Raw genomic sequence first — 18,316 nt, 5'->3', positions numbered from 1 at the left:
CGGCACAGATTCTGAAACTGTGGCGAACCTGTGGGAGCGGGCGTGCCCGCGAAGAATTCAAAGCAGATTCAGCGGGTAACTCACGATCAACCGGTTCTCGTCGAACGAGTTGGTGCTGAAGTCCCGGCGCATGGTGGAGTTGCGCCACTTCAGCGACAGGTCCTTGAAGCTGCCCGACTGCACCACATAGGCCAACTCGGTTTCCCGCGCCCATTCCTTGCCATCGTCCACGCCGCCTGCGGTGACGTTGTCACCTTTGATGTAGCGGTTCATCAGGGTCAGGCCTGGCACGCCGACGGTGGCGAAGTTGAAGTCATGACGCACCTGCCAGGAGCGTTCCTTGGCATTGTCGAAGCTGGAGTTGTAGCTGTCGTTGGCCAGGGTGCCGCCGCTGGTGCCGTTGACCCGCATCCAGGCGTTGTCGCCGCTGACCTTCTGCAAGCCGACGTAGAAGGTGTGGCCCTGATAGCGCGCCGAGAACATGGCCGAGGCGGTGCGGTTGTCCAGTTCGCCAGCGCGTTCGGCGCCGTCTTCCTTACCGATGAAGTAGCCCAGGTTGGCGCCCAGGGTCCAGTCGCCCAAGGGTTGGCTGTGCACCAGATTGAGGTATTGCTGGCGGTAGATGTCCTTGAGCTGGGCGTCCCACAGGCCGATCATCGTGCGCTTGTCGTTGAAGGTGTACTCGCCGCCGCCAAAGTTGAAACGGTCGGAGGTGAACGCTGCCTTACCGTTCAGTGACATGTCTTCCATGCTGGCGTCGTTGCGTGGGCTGTTGCCGCGGAACTGGCCAGCGTACAGGGTCAGGCCAGCGATTTCCTTCGAGGTCAGCTGGCCGCCGCGGAAGGTTTGCGGCAGCGAGCGGCCGTCGTCCGAGCGCAGGATCGGCAGTACCGGCATCCATTCACCCACTTTCAACTCGGTTTCGGACAGCTTGGCTTTCAGTGCCACGCCTAGGCGGCCGAAGTCATCGGCGGGGCGGCCATCGTCGTGCACCGGCAGCAAGTGGGTGTTGGTGGTGCCTTTGCCGCCGTCAAGCTTGACCGAGTACAGGCCCAGTACGTCCACGCCAAAACCGACGGTGCCCTGGGTGAAGCCTGAGCGGGCGTCGAGGATGAAGCTCTGCGTCCATTCCTCGGCCTTGGCCTGCGAGTGGGCCGGGTCGACAAAGTTGCGGTTGATGTAGAAGTTGCGCAGGTTGAGGGTGGCCTTGGCGTCCTCCAGGAAACCACCGTTGTCGGCGGCGAACACGGGGAGTGCGCAGGACATGGCCAACAGGCCGGGCAGCAGCTGGCGTGCGGGTTGCAAAGTGCTCATCTGTCGTGGATCTCTTGTTTTTATGGGCGAGCCGGTGCGCTGCAGGATGCGGCCTGCAGGTGCGGGTCTTTTGGGATGAACCGGGGCAACGTTGCGTGGAGAGGATGGTGCGGGGTAGGGCAGGGGTGAGGCAATTCGCCGCAAACGGAAACGGGCGATAATCGAACGGAATGTTCCGGTTGGTTAATTGTTTTTCTGTACTGGCCTCTTCGCGGGTAAACCCGCTCCCACAGGTACTGCACAGCCTTCAGAATTTATGCAAAACATTGTGGGAGCGGGTTTACCCGCGAAGAGGCCGCCTGCACAGGCAACCGACAAACAAAAAGCCCACCGCTACAGGTGGGCTCTTTGCTGTCACAGGGCCGATCAGCCTTTCGGTGCTTCCACCGATGCCTGCTGGTTGGCCTGCCCGGTCTGCTCGTACCAGCCACCGCCAAGCGCCTTGTACAGGTTGACCTCGCTGGTCAGCTGCGACAGGCGGTCGCCGATCAGCGCCTGCTGGGCGCTGAACAGGTTACGCTGGGCGTCGAGGAAAGTCAGGTTGCTGTCGATACCGATGCGATAGCGGCGTTCGGCCAGGCGGTAGTAGTCCTGGTTCGCCTGTACCAGGTCGCGTTGCGCCTGCAGCTGCTCTTCGAAGGTCTTGCGCGCCGCCAGGCCATCGGAGACTTCCTGGAAGGCGGTCTGGATGGTCTTTTCGTACTTGGCGACGTTGATGTCCTTCTGGATCTTCGAGTAATCCAGGCTGGCCTTCAGGCTGCCGGCGTTGAAGATCGGCAGGTTGATCTGCGGCTGGAACAGCCAGGTGCCTTGGCCGCCCGCGAACAGGTGACCCATGTCGGGGCTCAGGCTGCCGGCGTTGGCGGTCAGGCTGATGCTCGGGAAGAACGCTGCACGGGCCGCACCAATGTTGGCGTTGGCGGCTTTGAGCAGGTGCTCGGCTTCCTGGATATCCGGGCGACGCTGGAGGATGTCCGACGGCAGGCCGGCCGGTACTTCGGCCAGTTGGTCGGCATTGAGCTCCAGCGGCTTGGCCAGGTCGGCGGGAATGCCGGTGCCCAGCAGCACGGTCAGGCTGTTGACGTCCTGGGCGACCAGGCGCTGGTACTGCGAGTACTTGACCCGGGCGCCTTCCACGGCGGTGCGCGCCTGGCTGACGTCGAGTGCCGAGGCTACGCCGACTTCGTTGCTGCGACGGGTGAGGTTGTAGCTTTCCTCATAGGTCTTCAGCGTTTCTTCGGTCAGCTTGAACAACGCCTGGTCGGCCTGCCAGGTGTAGTAGGCGTTGGCCACGCTGGCCACCAGGCTGATCTGCGTGGAGCGACGTGCCTGCTCGCTGGACAGGTAGGTTTCCAGGGCCTGCTCGGTCAGGCTGCGCACACGGCCGAACAGGTCCAGCTCATAGGCGCTGACGCCCAGGGTGGCCGAGTACTGGCTGGTGATGCCCGCCTGACCGGTTTGCGACATGTTCGCCGGCACCCGCTGGCGGCTGCCGCTGCCGTCGGCCGAAACCGCCGGGAACAGGTCGGCGCGCTGGATGCGGTACTGCGCACGGTAGGCATCGATGTTCAACGCGGCGACGCGCAGGTCGCGGTTGTTGACCAGCGCGGTCTGGATCAGCTGCTGCAGTGCCGGGTCGTGGAAGAACTGGCGCCAGCCCTGCTCGGCGGCGGCAACCTCCGCCGACTGCGTCGGCGAGTACGCAGGGCCTTGCGGCCACTGCGCAGCCACCGGCGATTCCGGGGTCTGGTAGTCAGGGATCAGCGAGCAGCCGCCAAGAATGAAAGCGGTTACTGCCAGGGACAACAAAGACTTGGTCATTGCCCAGCCTCATAACGTGGAGTTTCAGGGGTGACGTCTTTTTCCGGCTCTTTGCTGCCGAACAGTGACGACACTGCGACGAAGAACAGTGGTACCCAGAAGACAGCCAGCACGGTCGCACTGATCATGCCGCCGATCACGCCAGTACCGATGGCGTGCTGGCTGCCGGCACCGGCGCCACTGGCGATGGTCAACGGTACCACGCCGAGGATGAACGCCAGCGAGGTCATGATGATCGGGCGCAGACGCATGCGGCACGCCTCGATCGCCGCGTCGTACAGGCTGCGGCCTTGTTCGTGCAGTTCCTTGGCGAATTCGACGATCAGGATGGCGTTTTTCGCCGCCAGGCCGATGGTGGTCAACAGGCCGACCAGGAAGTACACGTCGTTGGACAACCCGCGCAGGCTGGTGGCGATCAGGGCACCGATGATACCCAGTGGTACTACCAGCACCACGGCGATCGGGATCGACCAGCTTTCGTACAGCGCTGCCAGGCACAGGAACACGAACAGTACCGAGAGGGCGAACAGCGCCGGCATCTGCGAACCGGAGAGTTTTTCCTCGTAGGACATGCCGGTCCAGGAGAAACCGATACCACTTGGCAGTTCGCCAGCAATGCGCTCGACCTCGGCCATGGCTTCACCGGTACTGTAGCCCGGGGCCGGTGCACCGAGGATTTCCATCGCCTCGACGCCGTTGTAGCGCGACAGCTTCGGCGAACCGTAGGTCCATTCGCCCTTGGCGAAGGAAGAGAACGGCACCATTTCGCCAGCGCCATTGCGCACGTACCACTTCTGCAGGTCTTCCGGGCTCATCCGCGCGTTCGGCTCGCCCTGGATGTACACCTTCTTGACCCGGCCACGGTCGATGAAGTCGTTGACGTAGCTGGCACCCAGGGCAATCGACAGGGTGTTGTTGATATCGGCGATGGTCACGCCCAGGGCGCTGGCACGTTCGTCATCGATGGTCAGCTGGTACTGCGGCTCATCGTTCAGACCGTTCGGGCGCACGGCGCTGAGGATCTTGCTCTGCGCGGCCTTGGCCAGGAACTGGTTGCGTGCTTCCATCAGCTTGGTATGGCCGACACCACCGCGGTCCTGCAGGAACACGTCGAAGCCGGTGGCGTTACCCAGTTCGAGCACCGCAGGCGGGGCAAAGGCGAACACCATCGCATCGCGGAAGGTGAAGAAGTGCTGCTGGGCGCGCTGGGCAAGGGCGAATACGCTGTTTTCCTTGGAGCGCTCATCCCACGGCTTGAGCATGATGAACGCCATACCCGAGCTCTGGCCGCGGCCGGCAAAGTTGAAGCCGTTGACGGTGAACACCGAAGCCACGGTGTCGGCCTCTTCGTTGAGCAGGTACTCACGCATCTGGTCGACCACCACCTGGGTGCGCTCGGCACTGGAACCGGCCGGGGTCTGCACCTGGGCGAACAGTACACCCTGGTCTTCTTCCGGCAGGAACGCGGTAGGGATGCGGGCGAACAGCCAGATCATGCCGACCACGATCAGTGCGTAGGCCAGCAGGAATGGTGCCTTGTTGCGAAGGATGGTGCCTACGCTGCGCTCGTAGCCGGTAACACTGCGGTCGAAGTTGCGGTTGAACCAGCCAAAGAATCCGCGCTTGGCTACATGATGCTCGCCCTTCTTCAGCGGCTTGAGCATGGTGGCGCACAGGGCCGGGGTGAAGATAAGCGCCACCAGCACCGACAGGCCCATGGCCGAGACGATGGTGATGGAGAACTGCCGGTAGATCACACCCGTGGAGCCGCCGAAGAACGCCATGGGCAGCAGTACTGCCGACAGCACCAGGGCGATACCCACCAGGGCACCCTGGATCTGCTCCATCGAGCGCTTGGTCGCTTCCTTGGGCGGCAAGCCTTCCTCGGACATCACCCGCTCGACGTTCTCCACCACGACGATGGCGTCGTCCACCAGCAAGCCGATGGCCAGGACCATGGCGAACATGGTCAGGGTGTTGATGCTGAAGCCGGCAGCGGCAAGGATGCCGAAGGTCCCCAGCAACACTACCGGTACGGTCATGGTGGTGATGATGGTGGCGCGGAAGTTCTGCAGGAACAGGTACATCACCAGGAACACCAGGACCACGGCTTCGATCAGGGTGTGGATCACGCCGCTGATCGATTCGGTGACCACCGGGGTGGTGTCATACGGGAATACCGCTTTCACCCCGGGCGGGAAGAACGGTTCCAGGTCGGCGATGGTCTGGCGCAGTGCCTTGGCGGTGTCCAGGGCGTTGGCGCCAGTGGCCAGCTTTACTGCCAGGCCGGAGGCCGGCTTGCCGTTGAACTGGGCGCTGACGGCGTAGTTTTCACCACCCAGGCCAACCTGGGCGACATCACCCAGACGTACCTGCGAACCGTCGCTGTTGACCTTGAGCAGGATCTTCTCGAACTGCTCGGCAGTCTGCAGGCGGGTCTTGCCGATGATGGTGGCGTTCAGCTGGGTACCCGGCATGGCCGGCAGGCCGCCGAGCTGGCCGGAGGACACCTGCACGTTCTGCGCGGCCACGGCGGTCTTGACGTCGACCGGGGTCAGCTGGAACTTGTTCAGCTTGGCCGGATCGAGCCAGATACGCATGGCGTACTGCGCACCGAACACCTGGAAGTCACCTACACCCGCGGTACGCGAGATCGGGTCCTGCATGTTGGAGACGATGTAGTTGGCCAAGTCATCCTTGGTCATGCTGCCGTCTTCGGACACCAGGCCGATCACCAGCAGGAAGTTCTTCACTGCCTTGGTGACGCGAATACCTTGTTGCTGCACTTCCTGCGGCAGCAGCGGGGTGGCCAGGTTCAGCTTGTTCTGGACCTGCACCTGCGCGGTGTCGGGGTTGGTGCCCTGCTCGAAGGTGGCGGTAATGGTCATGCTGCCGTCGGAGTTACTTTCCGACGACACATAACGCAGGTTGTCGATACCGTTGAGCTGCTGCTCGATCACCTGGACCACGGTGTCCTGCACGGTTTGCGCCGAGGCGCCCGGGTAGGTCACGGCGATGGCGATGGCCGGCGGCGCGATGCTGGGGTACTGGTTGATCGGCAGCTTCAGGATCGACAAGGCGCCGACCAGCATGATCACCAAGGCGATCACCCAGGCGAAGATCGGGCGATCGATAAAGAACTTCGACATGGTTTACTCCGCTTTGGCGTCTGCTTTCGCCGTGCTGGCCTGAACAGGGCTGGCCGGCTTCTTGACGTTGGTGGCTTCGCTGACCTTGACCTCGACGCCCGGGCGCACGTACTGCAGCCCCTCGGTGATCAGGCGGTCCCCCGGGTTCAGGCCTTCCTCGATCAGCCAGTCGCTGCCCAGGGTACGGTTGGCTTTGAGCTGACGCAGTTCGACCTTGTTCTCCTGGTTGACCACCAGCGCGGTTGGCGCGCCTTTCAGGTCGCGGGTCACGCCCTGTTGCGGGGCCAGGATGGCGTTGGCGTTGACCCCGGCCTTGAGCCGCGCATGCACGAACATGCCTGGCAGCAGGGTGTGATCGGGGTTGGGGAACAGGGCGCGCAGGGTTACCGAACCGGTGGTCTCGTCGACCGCGACTTCGGAGAACTCCAGGCGGCCCTCCTGCTGGTACAGGCTGCCATCTTCCAGCACCAGTTGCACCGAGGCGGCGTTGTCGCCGGCCTTTTGCAGCTGGCCGCTTTCCAGGTCACGGCGCAGCTTGAGCAGCTCGGCGGTGGACTGGGTGACGTCGACGTAGATCGGGTCGAGTTGCTGGATGGTGGCCATGGCGTTGGTCTGGCCATTGCTCACCAGTGCACCTTCGGTGAACGAAGAACGGCCGATACGACCGCTGATCGGTGCCAGGACCTTGGTATAGCGCAGGTCGATCTGCGCACTTTTGAGCGAAGCCTCGGCCTGCAATCGTTTGGCATTGGCGTCGTCGTATTCCTGCTTGGAGACAGCCTGTTCGTCGATCAGCTGCTTGTAGCGCTCGGCCAGCGAGCGGGTGGCCTGCAGGTTGGCCTGGGCATTGGCCAGGGTGGCTTCGTACACGGCAGGGTCGATCTGGTACAGCTGCTGGCCTTCCTTGACCTCGCTGCCTTCCTTGAACAGGCGCTTGAGGATGATGCCGTTGACCTGCGGACGCACTTCGGCGACGCGGTAGGCACTGGTACGCCCCGGCAATTCCGAGGTCAGGGTGAAGGTTTGGGGCTGGATGGTCACGACGCCGACCTGAGGAGCCTGCGCCGCTGGCGCTGCTTCTTCTTTCTTACAGCCACTGAGCAGGGTTGCCAGGGCGACGGCGGAAACCAGAGCGGTAACGGCTGGCTTGAATTGCATGAGGATCCTCGGGTCGCTGGAGCTGGGAGACGCTCAAGAGTAATGGAAGAGTCTTGGTATGGAAAAATTGCTATCCGGTGGATAAATAGCTTGCTAAGGAATATACTTACATTCATGGTTGTTTGTAAATACCGCTGGGTTGTACTCAGGTACTGCCTCAGCCCTTGATTAGCTCATCCGCGAGGCACATTGCAGAGGTGCCCCCGGAGTGTTGCCCCTGCGCGCCGCGCGTTCGGGGTAGATGAGGTTTGTACTGCCATGGTCCGTCGAACCAAAGAAGAAGCCCAGGAAACCCGTGCCCAGATCATCGAGGCGGCGGAAAAGGCCTTCTACAAGCGCGGGGTTGCGCGAACCACCCTGGCCGACATCGCCGAACTGGCGGGTGTGACGCGGGGGGCGATCTACTGGCACTTCAACAACAAGGCCGAGTTGGTGCAGGCGCTGCTCGACAGCCTGCATGAGACCCATGACCATCTGGCGCGGGCAAGCGAAAGCGAGGACGAAGTGGACCCGCTTGGTTGCATGCGCAAGTTGTTGCTGCAAGTGTTCAACGGGCTGGTGCTCAATGCCCGAACCCGGCGTATCAATGAAATCCTGCATCACAAGTGCGAGTTCACCGATGACATGTGTGAAATTCGCCAGCAGCGCCAAGGTGCGGTGCTGGATTGCCACAAGGGCATCACCCTGGCGTTGGCCAATGCCGTACGTCGGGGGCAGTTGCCAGGCGAGCTGGATGTCGAGCGCGCGGCGGTAGCCATGTTTGCCTACGTCGATGGCCTGATCGGGCGCTGGCTGTTGCTGCCTGACAGTTTCGATCTGTTGAAGGATGTCGAAAAATGGGTCGACACCGGGCTGGATATGCTGCGCTTGAGCCCGGCTCTGCGCAAATAACACTTTGTTAAGGATTGTTAGGGAGTGTTTCCCCTTTGTATTAAGGGGGGATTAATGCTTTCGGGTGACCTTGAACAAATCACAGATCCTGTGGGAGCGGCCTTGTGTCGCGATAGGGCTGCGCAGCAGCCCCGGCAATTTGTGCATCACTGCTGAAATCCTGGGGCCGCTTCACGGCCCTTTCGCGACACAAGGCCGCTCCCACAGAGATCGCGTAGCTTCTAGCGTCCGCGCAGTTGCCGGTCGGGCAATGCAAGCGCTGCAAACAGTCCCAGCACAGCTACCCCGGCACTCCCCATCAGCAAATGCCGGAACGTTTCCAGCAACCGCCCTTGGGTCACCAGGTCCACTTCACCGGCCTTCAGGCTCCCCAGCAACGGATTACCCAGCGACTCGAACCCGCCCTGGTGCAGCAGCGCCAGCAGCAGGCTGGACATGCACGCCACGCCCATGGCCCCGCCCAGCGAACGGAACAGGTTGGTGGTGCTGGTGGCCACGCCGATGTCCTTGCTGTCCACCGCGCTTTGCGTACCTACCAGCGAGGTCGGGAACTGCAGCCCGCAGGCGATGCCTGTCAGCAGCATGAACAGCGCACTGGGCAAGGCCGACTGCGGTGGGGTCAGCGCCATGGCGAAAATGGCCAGCGGCATCAGCAGCGCGCCGGCCAGGATCTGCGGCTTGTAGCGCCCGGTCAGGCTGGTCATGCGCCCGCCGGTGAAGGCACCCATGGGCAGACCCATCACCAGCGGCAGGAGGTGCAGGGCAGCACTGTCGGCGCCGGCGCCGGTAATGCCCTGGTAGCGCAACGGCATGAGCATGGTCAGGGAGATCGACTGGAAGCTGGCGAAGAAGATCACGCCCCAGCACAGCACCGCCACGCGATTGCCGAACAGGCCGAGTGGCAGCAGCGGCTCCGGGCAGCGGCGTTCATGGGCGATGAACAGCACCAGACCCAGAGCGGCGCAGGTGAACAGGGCCAGTACGGCCGGGTCGACCCAGGCGTGGCCCTGGCCGACCAGGGTAATGCCCAGCAACAGGCTACCCAGGCCGAGGATCAGCAGTACGGCGCCGAGGTAGTCCACCTGCGCCTCGCGGCGCTGTGCCGGCATACCGCCAAGGGCACGGCGGATCGCCCACAGCGCAACCAGCCCCAGCGGCAGGTTGATCCAGAACACCCAGCGCCATGACAGGTATTCGGTCAGCCAGCCGCCCAGCACCGGCCCGGCGACGCTGGCCACCGCGTACATGCTGCTGAAGTAGCCCTGGTAGCGGCCGCGCTCTCGCGGGGGTACGAAGTCGCCGATGATCGCCTGGCTCACCGAGACCATGCCGCCTGCGCCAATGCCCTGCAGTACCCGGGCCAGCAGCAGTTGCTGCATGTCCTGGGCCAGGGCGCAGGCGATCGAGGCCAGGGTGAACAGGCTGATGCCGGTGAGGATCATCCGGCGCCGCCCGTACAGGTCGCCCAGCTTGCCGTAGATTGGCACGGCCACGGTCATCGCCACCATGTAGCCGGAGATGATCCAGGCCAGCAGGCCGACATCGTTGAACTGAGCCGAGATCGCCGGCAGCGAGACGGCGACGATGGTCTGGTCCAGTGCGCCGAGGAAGATGACCAGCATCAGGGCGGTGAGCACGTTGCGCAGAGTGGTGGGGGGCAGGGCGGCGGTCACGGGAATACCTTGTTTGTCTTTGGCGGCCTCTTCGCGGGTGAACCCGCTCCCACAGGTATGTCGCTGTTCCTGAGGGCAACGCCGTACCTGTGGGGGCGGGTTTACCCGCGAAAGGGCCCTCGGATTGTAACCTGAGTTAGGTAGCTTCCTATGTACTATCTGCATCCCCTATGCAAGATCGGCATTGGCGCATTCATCCAGTGCTGCATGGCTGCGTGATATCGTTGGTGTGCCGCAGAGGCCGAAAACCGGGGCTTGCACCAGCATGGTGCAACATTATGCCGCAGGCTTTTCGCGCCGCTGTCTCCCACACCTTTTATTCCTCTGCCTGCATGTCGAGCATGACCGCCCAGATGGCGACGGTTGGAACAGGCCAGGTAGACCCGATTACAGGGGTCGGTAGTTACCGTTCGAATTTCAACTTTTTTTGCGGAGTGATCATGCCCAAGGCTTCCCATCAAGATCTGCGTTTTGCCTTCCGCGAGCTGCTCGCTTCAGGTTTCTGTTATCACACCGCATCGGTGTTCGACCCGATGTCGGCACGCATTGCCGCAGACCTGGGCTTCGAGGTCGGCATCCTCGGTGGTTCCGTCGCTTCGTTACAGGTACTGGCCGCACCGGACTTCGCCCTGATCACCCTCAGCGAGTTCGTCGAGCAGGCCACCCGTATTGGTCGCGTGGCGCAACTGCCGGTACTGGCTGACGCCGACCACGGTTATGGCAACGCGCTGAACGTCATGCGCACGGTCGTCGAACTGGAGCGCGCCGGTGTGGCTGCGCTGACTATCGAGGACACCCTGCTGCCTGCCCAGTTCGGGCGCAAGTCCACTGACCTGATTCCGGTTGAAGAGGGCGTCGGCAAGATCCGCGCGGCGCTGGAGGCGCGGGTCGATTCGTCGCTGTCGATCATTGCCCGGACCAACGCTGGCGTGCTCACCACCGAAGAAATCATCGTACGTACCCAGAGCTATCAGAAGGCCGGAGCCGACGGTATCTGCATGGTGGGGGTGAAGGACTTCGAGCAGCTTGAGCAGATTGCCGAGCACCTGACTGTGCCGCTGATGCTGGTGACCTACGGCAACCCGAACCTGCGCGACGACGAGCGCCTGGCGCGCCTGGGCGTGCGCATCGTGGTTGATGGTCACGCGGCCTACTTTGCCGCGATCAAGGCCACCTACGACTGCCTGCGGCTGCAGCGCGGCCAGCAGAACAAGTCGGAAAACCTCAGCGCCACCGAACTCTCGCATACCTATACCCAGCCCGAGGACTACATTCGCTGGGCCAAGGAATACATGAGCGTCGAGGAGTGACAACGCCATCCCTGTAGGAGCGGCCTTGTGTCGCGAAAGGGCTGCTTAGCAGCCCCGACAATATTTGATGTGGCCAAGATCCTGGGACCGCTGCGCGGTCCTTTCGCGACGCAAGGCCGCTCCCACATGGGCCTTACAAGTCCCGATCCCACTCCGGTTCGTCCCTGAACCGCTGCACCAGGAAATCCAGCATGCTGCGCAAGGTCGCCGGCATGTGCTTGCGCGAGGTGTACACCGCATTCAGGTTCAACTCGCGCGGCTTGGCCTCGGGCAGCAGGCGCACCAGTTCGCCCCGGCGCAGGGCCTCCGCGGCCTGGTAGGTCGGCAGCATGGCGATACCTGCGCTGGCCAGCGCCGCTTTCTGCAGTGTCATCGCCTCGTTGGCACTGATGTTCCCCGCCACCGGTACGGCGATCTGCTGGCCGGCCACCTCGAAATGCCACAGGCTGTGGCCGAAGTAGGCATGAGTCAGGCAGTTGTGCCGGCTCAGTTCCTCTACCCGTTTTGGCGTACCGTGCTCGCGCAGGTAGGCCGGTGCCGCACACACTACCGAGCGGCACACGCTCAGGCGCCTGGCGATCAGGTTGGGGTCCAGGTCATTGCTGGTGCGGATGGCCAGGTCGATGCGCTCGTCCACCAGGTTGACCGTGCGATCGAGCATCTGCAGTTCCACCTTTACCCCGGGGTAGCGCCGGACGTAGGTGGCCACTGCATCCACCAGCTGGGCCTGACCGAACGAGGTGCTGACGCTGATGCGCAGCGCGCCCTTGGGCGCGTCATCCGGCTGCTGTACCGCGGCCTGCAGGTCGCCGGCCAGTTCCAGCAGTTGTCGGCAGCGGGGCAGGGTTTCCTGGCCGGCGGCGGTAAGGCTGAGCTTGCGTGTGGTGCGTTGCATCAGCCGTGCGCCAACCCAGTCTTCCAGCTCTGCCAGGTAGCGCGACACCACGGGGCGGGACAGTTGCAGATGATCCGCTGCCGCTGACTGGCTGCCCAGGTCGACGACGGTGACGAAAACGCGCATGGCGTTGAGACGGTCCATGATTTGCCCGATTTCAGAAACAAACTATGTTCGAGCATCGCATTTTTTGTCACGGATTGGGCAACTAAGCTGTTGAGCATTGTTCATCTGACAGGTGTTTGCGATGTCTCTTTTCACTCCCTTGCGTGGCCTGCTGCTGGCCTGCGTGACCCTGGCCGGCCCGGCGCTGGCTGCCGAGCCCTTGCGGCTGGAGGTGTACAACCCCGGGCACGAGGCGATTTTCCCGGTCAGTTCGGTGATCGTCAGCGGCGAGCACGACGCCATCCTCGTCGATGCCCAGTTCGGCAAGACCCAGGCCGAGCAGCTGGTGCAGCGCCTGCGGGCAGGCGGCAAGCAGCTGACTGGTATCTACATCAGCCATGGTGACCCGGACTACTACTTTGGCCTGGATACCCTGACCCAGGCCTTCCCCGACGCCAAGGTGCTGGCTTCGGCCGCCACGGTTGCCCATATTCGCCAGACCATGGATGCCAAGCTGGCTTACTGGGGCCCCCAGATGGGCGCGGACAAGCCGGCGCGGCTGGTGCTGCCGAAGGTACTCGAAGGCAACCGCCTGATGCTGGAAGGGCAGGCCCTCGAGGTGGTCGGCCTCGACGGCCCGCAACCTGACCGCAGTTTTGTGTGGATCCCGTCGATCAAGGCGGTGGTCGGTGGCGTGGTGGTGTCGGAGAACATTCATGTGTGGATGGCTGACACGCAAACGGCCAAGTCCCACGCCGACTGGCTCGGCACCCTGGCGCACATCGAAGCGCTGGCGCCGCGCACGGTCATCCCCGGGCACTACCTGGGGGACAGCAGCCGATCACTGGAGGCCGTGCGTTTCACGGCGAACTACATTCGTGATTTCGATGCCGAGGCCGCCAAGGCGAAAGATGCCGGTGTGTTGATCGTGGCGATGAAGCGACGTTATCCGGGCCTGGCCGATGAAAGCTCGCTGGAGCTGGGGGCCAAGGTCGCCAAGGGCGAGATGAAGTGGTAATTCCGTTCAACTGATGGAGAGTGTCCCATGAGCAAGATCGCAATCATCGGTGCCACTGGCCGCGCTGGCAGCCAGTTGCTGGAAGAGGCCCTGCGCCGTGGCCACAGTGTGCTGGCCATCGCCCGCGATCCATCACGGTTGCAGGGGCGGGACGGGGTGACCGTCAAGGCGCTGGATGTCAGGGACAGTGCGGCCCTGCAAGCGGCGGTCGCGGGTGTGGACGCGGTGCTGAGTGCGGCGCATTTCTCGACCATCGAGCCGCACGCCATCATCGAGCCGGTCAAGCGGGCCGGCGTCAGGCGCCTGCTGGTGGTGGGTGGTGCCGGCAGCCTGTTGCTGCCGTCGGGGCATCGGGTGATCGACAGCCCGGACTTTCCCGAGGCATACAAGGCTGAGGCCACTGCCGGGGTGCGCTTTCTGGAGGTGTTGCAACGGGAGCCGAACCTGGACTGGACCTTCCTGTCGCCATCGGCGGAGTTCGTTGAAGGTGAGCGCAGCGGGCATTACACGCTGGGCAAGGATCATCTGCTGATCGGTGCAGATGGCAGAAGCTGGATCACCTTTGCCGATTACGCGATTGCCATGCTCGACGAGCTGGAAAAGCCGGCGCATTCGCGGCAGCGTTTTACTGTCGGCTATTGAGTCGCTCCCTTCGCGGGTAAACCCGCTCCCACAGGTACTGCACTGATTTCGATGCCGGTGTAGTACCTGTGGGAGCGGGTTTACCCGCGAAGGGGCCATTACAGGCTGGCCCGATCCTCCAGCCAATCCAGCAACTCCACTAACCCCGGCGGCAAGCTCTTGCTCTGGCTTACCAGGTAATACCCCTTGCCGGTCATCACTTTCAGCGCAAACGGCATGCACAACCGCCCTCCGCGCAAGTCATCACCGATCAGCGACCAGTCGCCGATGGCCACGCCGGTCCCCTGTGAGGCCATGGCCATCGCCATGTCCAGTGTCTCGAAATGCTGCTTTGGCCCTTGGGTGGCCAGCGTCACCCCGGCTGCCTGCAGCCACAACCGCCAGTCGTGCTCATCTCGCGACGGGTGCAGCAACATGTGTCGCGCCAGGTCCTCGACCTGCTGCAACGGTACCGGCCCCTCACGCAGTGACGGCGCACACACCGGTGTCAATTGCTCATCGAACAGCTTGCGCACGCGTAGCCCATGGTTCGGTGCATCGCCATAGACCACTGCCGCATCGAAACCCTCGCGGCGAAAATCCACCCCATGCTGCACCGTGGTGGTCAGCTCCATCGGCACGTCCGGGCGTAGCGCCTGCCATTCCATCAGGCGTGGCAGCAGCCAGCGCATCACGCAGGTCGGTGCCTTGAGCTGCAAGGTAGCGCTGCGCTCACCTACCTCACGCACCCCTTGCTCGATCAGCGCGAACACCTGCTGCACACGTGGCAGCCAGTCCTGACCTTCACGGGTCAGGATCAGCCCACGGGCCTGGCGCTGGAACAAGGCATAACCCAGATGCTCCTCAAGGGCCGCGATCTGCCGGCTGACGGCGCCCTGGGTGATATGTAACTGCTGCCCGGCACGGGTGAAGTTGCAGTGCTGGGCGGTGACCAGAAAGGTATGCAGGGCGGGCAGAGGCGGGAGGCGTTTCATTGCACTAAGCCATGATTACAGGACATGGCTAGTATGTGTTTTTTTGCATTGTGGCGATAGTCGTGGCTGGGTCCAATAAGGGCATAACCCAACAAGATTCATGGTGAAACCCGATGGCAACCTGTGGCGAAGTATTGGTCAAACTCCTCGAAGGCTATGGCGTGGACCATGTCTTCGGCATTCCTGGTGTACATACCGTGGAGCTCTACCGCGGCCTCGCGGGCTCGTCCATACGCCATGTCACCCCGCGCCACGAACAGGGTGCGGGGTTCATGGCCGACGGCTATGCGCGGACCCGTGGCAAGCCCGGGGTGTGCTTCATCATCACTGGCCCGGGCATGACCAACATCACTACCGCCATGGGCCAGGCCTATGCCGACTCGATCCCTATGCTGGTGATTTCCAGCGTGCAATCGCGCGACCAGCTGGGCGGTGGTCGCGGCAAGCTGCACGAGTTGCCCAACCAGGCGGCGCTGGTGTCGGGGGTGGCGGCGTTTTCCCACACCTTGATGAGTGCCGATGACCTGCCGCAGGTACTGGCCCGGGCGTTCGCCGTGTTCGAAGGCGCCCGACCGCGTCCCGTGCACATCGAGATCCCGCTCGACGTGCTGGTCGAACCCGCCGATCACCTGTTGCCGGGGCGCCCGGTGCGTGGCAGCCGGGCGGGGGCGGCGCCGCAGGCAGTGGCGCAGATGGCCGAGCGCCTGGCCAATGCACGGCGGCCATTGATCCTCGCAGGTGGCGGAGCGTTGGCTGCCGGCGCTGCGCTTGCGCGCCTGGCCGAACACCTTCAGGCCCCGGTGGCGCTGACCATCAATGCCAAGGGGGTGTTGCCGTCCAGCCACCCGCTGCAGATTGGTTCGACGCATTCGTTGCCGGCCACGCGGGCACTGGTGGCAGAGGCCGACGTGGTGCTGGCGATCGGTACCGAATTGGCCGAAACCGACTATGACGTGACCTTCAAGGGTGGTTTCGAGATCCCGGGCAGCCTGTTGCGCATCGACATCGACCCGGACCAGACCGTGCGCAATTACCTGCCGGAGCTTTCACTGGTAGCCGACGCCACACTGGCCGCCGAAGCGCTGCTCGGCGCCTTGCAAACCCTGCCGCAGCCCATGCGCGAAAGCACCTGGGGCGTGGCGCGGGTGGCCAAGCTGCGCCAGGCACTGGCGGCGGGTTGGGACCAGCCGACCCTGAGCCAGACGCGTTTGCTGAGCGCCATCCTCGAGCGCCTGCCCAATGCCATTCTGGTGGGCGATTCCACCCAACCGGTGTACACCGGCAACCTGACCCTGGACATGGACCAGCCACGGCGTTGGTTCAATGCCTCGACCGGCTACGGCACCCTTGGTTATGCGTTGCCGGCGGCCATGGGCGCCTGGCTGGGCAGCGCGGAGCAGGTCGGCGAGCGTGCACCTGCGGTGTGCCTGATTGGTGACGGCGGTTTGCAGTTCACCTTGCCGGAGCTGGCCAGCGCAGTGGAGGCGCAGGTGCCGCTGATCGTGTTGCTGTGGAACAACCAGGGGTACGAGGAAATCAAGAAGTACATGGTCAATCGGGCGATCGAGCCGGTGGGGGTGGATATCCATACGCCGGACTTCATTGGTGTGGCGCGGGCCTTGGGCGCGGCGGCAGAACAGGTGGCAGATGTGGCGCAGCTGCAGGTGGCGTTGGGGCAGGCAGTGGAGCGCAAGGGGCCGACCTTGATCCAGGTTGACCAGAATCAGTGGCAGGTGGCTGTGCTGGGTTGAAGTGAAGCCATTGCCTGTACCGGCCTCTTCGCGGGTAAACCCGCTCCCACAGGTACTGCACAGTTTTCAGTATCTGTGCAAAACCTGTGGGAGCGGGTTTACCCGCGAAGAGGCCGGCACAGGCAAAGCCGAACTCAGCCAGCAGTCGCTCGCAACCTGGCCACATCACGAATCGGCGGCGCGCCATACAGCCGGCTGTACTCACGGCTGAACTGTGACGGGCTTTCATACCCCACCCGGTAGGCCGCCACCGCCGCCTCGAGCCCGTCATTCAGCATCAGCCGCCGCGCCTCCTGCAGACGCAGTTGCTTCTGGTATTGCAACGGGCTCATCGACGTCACGGCCTTGAACCGGTGGTGCAAGGTCGAGGTGCTGAGGTTGACCTCCCTCGCCAGGTCTTCGATGCGCAAAGGCAACTGGTAGTTCTGGTTGAGCCAGGTGATGGCCTGGCAAACCCGGTGGGTCTGGCTGTTGGCCAAGGCGATTTCGTACAACCGATAGCCCTGCGGCCCACGCAGCAGGCGGTACAGAATCTCCCGACGGAACAGCGGCGCCAGCATCGCGATGTCGCGAGGGGTGTCCAGCAGGCGTATCAGCCGCAGCAAGGCGTCGAGCAACGCGGCATCGGTTCTTTCCACATACAAGCCACGACCGGAAGGCCGGTTGGGCACCAGCATCGGCCCGCTTTCGGCGATCAGCTGGCTGATTTCGGCCGGGTCCAGGTCCATGCGCAGTCCAAGGCTCGGGTGCTCGGGGCTGGCGTCGAGCTTTACGCCGCTAAGCGGCAAGGTTACCGAGACCACCATGTAGTGCAGCGGGTCGTAGGCATACTGCTCGTCACCGAGAAACAGGCTTTTGCTGCCCTGGGCGAGGATGCACAGCGCGGGTTGCGCCAGGGTTGGTACCGAGCGCACGTTTTCGGTGTAGCGCACCAGGTACAGGTCATCGATGGCCGATGCCGGGCCGTGAGGCTCCCCGGCGTGGCGGCGGATCAACTCGGCAAGCTCCTGGCGTTGCAGTTCCAGGCTCGGGTCGATGGACGTGGCGGTGGTCATGATGGCTTTCCTCTGCTGACCGACGCAGCATAGGTTTGGGCAATGAGGGGCGCTAGTCAAAAGCTGCACGCCGATTGCCTGATCCTGCCGCGCTGCAGGATCAGGCAATCGGCGTGCAGTAATGGCCTAACGCGTCGCGCGGGTGAGGCCCTAACCTTGGCACCCTGGTTTTTCCGTCCGCCTGCTTCAAGGAGATTGTGCAATGACCACGACACAACCGGTCACCCACCTTGCTTTCATTCGTGCCAGCAGCGGGCGCTCGGCAGAGCTGGGCGCGCGCCTGCGTGACCTGCTCGAGCCCTCATTGCGGGCACCGGGCTGCCTGAGTTTCACGGTGCAGCGTTCGCAGGCTGATGCTGATCTGTGGTTGCTCAGTGGTAGCTGGCAGGACCAGCAGGCGATGAGTGGGTACTTTGCTTCGCCGACGCTGGAGGTGTTTGGTGAGTTGGTGCAGGCACAGGTGGTCAGTAGCCTGGACTTGCATACCTTTGATTGATCTATCGACCTACCGGCGATAGGGCCGGTACAGGTGATTAGGGTAAGATGCTGCCCCTTGATCA

14 protein-coding genes are annotated in these 18,316 nt (G+C 63.2%); 6 read left to right on the top strand and 8 right to left on the bottom strand.

Annotated features, from left to right (window positions below; genetic code table 11):
• Positions 1-57 precede the first annotated feature (57 nt).
• The 4 genes from CAY82_RS06000 to ttgA all read right to left on the bottom strand — a co-directional run bounded on the left by CAY82_RS06000 (position 58) and on the right by ttgA (position 7,442).
• The gene (locus CAY82_RS06000; protein ID WP_087500364.1) at positions 58-1,314 is read right to left on the bottom strand and encodes an OprD family porin; all 1,257 of its coding nucleotides are present in this window, start codon (positions 1,312-1,314) and stop codon (positions 58-60) included.
• Between the two features lie 366 nt (positions 1,315-1,680).
• The gene (locus CAY82_RS05995) at positions 1,681-3,135 is read right to left on the bottom strand and encodes an AdeC/AdeK/OprM family multidrug efflux complex outer membrane factor (protein WP_087500363.1); all 1,455 of its coding nucleotides are present in this window, start codon (positions 3,133-3,135) and stop codon (positions 1,681-1,683) included.
• Complete coding sequence (gene ttgB, locus CAY82_RS05990; RefSeq protein WP_087500362.1) at positions 3,132-6,284, bottom strand: multidrug efflux RND transporter permease subunit TtgB; 3,153 nt, start codon at positions 6,282-6,284, stop codon at positions 3,132-3,134. The genes CAY82_RS05995 and ttgB overlap by 4 nt, the downstream gene beginning before the upstream one ends.
• 3 nt (positions 6,285-6,287) lie before the next feature.
• Positions 6,288-7,442, bottom strand: a complete 1,155-nt coding sequence (gene ttgA / locus CAY82_RS05985; RefSeq protein WP_087500361.1) for a toluene efflux RND transporter periplasmic adaptor subunit TtgA — start codon at positions 7,440-7,442, stop codon at positions 6,288-6,290.
• A gap of 258 nt (positions 7,443-7,700) precedes the next feature.
• Between ttgA and ttgR the strand changes: the two genes are divergently transcribed.
• On the top strand, positions 7,701-8,333 hold the full coding sequence (gene ttgR, locus CAY82_RS05980; RefSeq protein WP_087500360.1) for an efflux transport transcriptional regulator TtgR: 633 nt from the start codon (positions 7,701-7,703) through the stop codon (positions 8,331-8,333).
• A 221-nt stretch (positions 8,334-8,554) separates the two neighbouring features.
• Here the strand turns inward: ttgR and CAY82_RS05975 are convergent, their stop codons facing one another.
• Positions 8,555-10,006, bottom strand: a complete 1,452-nt coding sequence (locus CAY82_RS05975; RefSeq protein ID WP_087500359.1) for an MDR family MFS transporter — start codon at positions 10,004-10,006, stop codon at positions 8,555-8,557.
• Positions 10,007-10,446: 440 nt separating this feature from the next.
• On the opposite strand from CAY82_RS05975, the gene CAY82_RS05970 reads away from it, so the two are divergent.
• Complete coding sequence (locus CAY82_RS05970) at positions 10,447-11,316, top strand: oxaloacetate decarboxylase (RefSeq protein WP_087500358.1); 870 nt, start codon at positions 10,447-10,449, stop codon at positions 11,314-11,316.
• Positions 11,317-11,449: 133 nt separating this feature from the next.
• Here CAY82_RS05970 and CAY82_RS05965 read toward each other — a convergent pair whose 3' ends face one another.
• Positions 11,450-12,355, bottom strand: a complete 906-nt coding sequence (locus CAY82_RS05965; RefSeq protein ID WP_087500357.1) for a LysR family transcriptional regulator — start codon at positions 12,353-12,355, stop codon at positions 11,450-11,452.
• A gap of 103 nt (positions 12,356-12,458) precedes the next feature.
• Here CAY82_RS05965 and CAY82_RS05960 point away from each other — a divergent pair, with 103 nt between their 5' ends.
• Together CAY82_RS05960 and CAY82_RS05955 are read left to right on the top strand one after the other, a co-directional pair.
• Complete coding sequence (locus CAY82_RS05960) at positions 12,459-13,334, top strand: MBL fold metallo-hydrolase (RefSeq protein ID WP_087500356.1); 876 nt, start codon at positions 12,459-12,461, stop codon at positions 13,332-13,334.
• 27 nt (positions 13,335-13,361) lie between these two features.
• Positions 13,362-13,976 carry an NAD(P)-dependent oxidoreductase gene (locus CAY82_RS05955; protein WP_087500355.1) on the top strand — a complete coding sequence of 205 codons (615 nt, stop codon included), beginning with the start codon at positions 13,362-13,364 and terminating at the stop codon, positions 13,974-13,976.
• Positions 13,977-14,074: 98 nt separating this feature from the next.
• On the opposite strand, the gene CAY82_RS05950 is transcribed toward CAY82_RS05955, so the two are convergent.
• Positions 14,075-14,950, bottom strand: coding sequence for a LysR substrate-binding domain-containing protein (locus CAY82_RS05950; RefSeq protein ID WP_087500354.1), 876 nt, complete (start codon positions 14,948-14,950; stop codon positions 14,075-14,077).
• A gap of 113 nt (positions 14,951-15,063) precedes the next feature.
• On the opposite strand from CAY82_RS05950, the gene CAY82_RS05945 reads away from it, so the two are divergent.
• Complete coding sequence (locus CAY82_RS05945) at positions 15,064-16,701, top strand: 5-guanidino-2-oxopentanoate decarboxylase (protein ID WP_087500353.1); 1,638 nt, start codon at positions 15,064-15,066, stop codon at positions 16,699-16,701.
• A 134-nt stretch (positions 16,702-16,835) separates the two neighbouring features.
• Here CAY82_RS05945 and CAY82_RS05940 read toward each other — a convergent pair whose 3' ends face one another.
• Positions 16,836-17,756: an AraC family transcriptional regulator gene (locus tag CAY82_RS05940; RefSeq protein ID WP_025340474.1), complete on the bottom strand. Its 921-nt coding sequence runs from the start codon at positions 17,754-17,756 to the stop codon at positions 16,836-16,838.
• Between the two features lie 202 nt (positions 17,757-17,958).
• On the opposite strand from CAY82_RS05940, the gene CAY82_RS05935 reads away from it, so the two are divergent.
• Positions 17,959-18,252 carry a putative quinol monooxygenase gene (locus tag CAY82_RS05935; RefSeq protein ID WP_087500352.1) on the top strand — a complete coding sequence of 98 codons (294 nt, stop codon included), beginning with the start codon at positions 17,959-17,961 and terminating at the stop codon, positions 18,250-18,252.
• The last annotated feature ends 64 nt before the right edge of the window (positions 18,253-18,316 follow it).

The sequence above is a fragment of the Pseudomonas sp. SID14000 genome (assembly GCF_002165135.1).
In the GTDB taxonomy this organism is placed as follows: Bacteria; Pseudomonadota; Gammaproteobacteria; order Pseudomonadales; family Pseudomonadaceae; genus Aquipseudomonas.
This window is presented reverse-complemented; position numbering and strand designations above follow the sequence as displayed.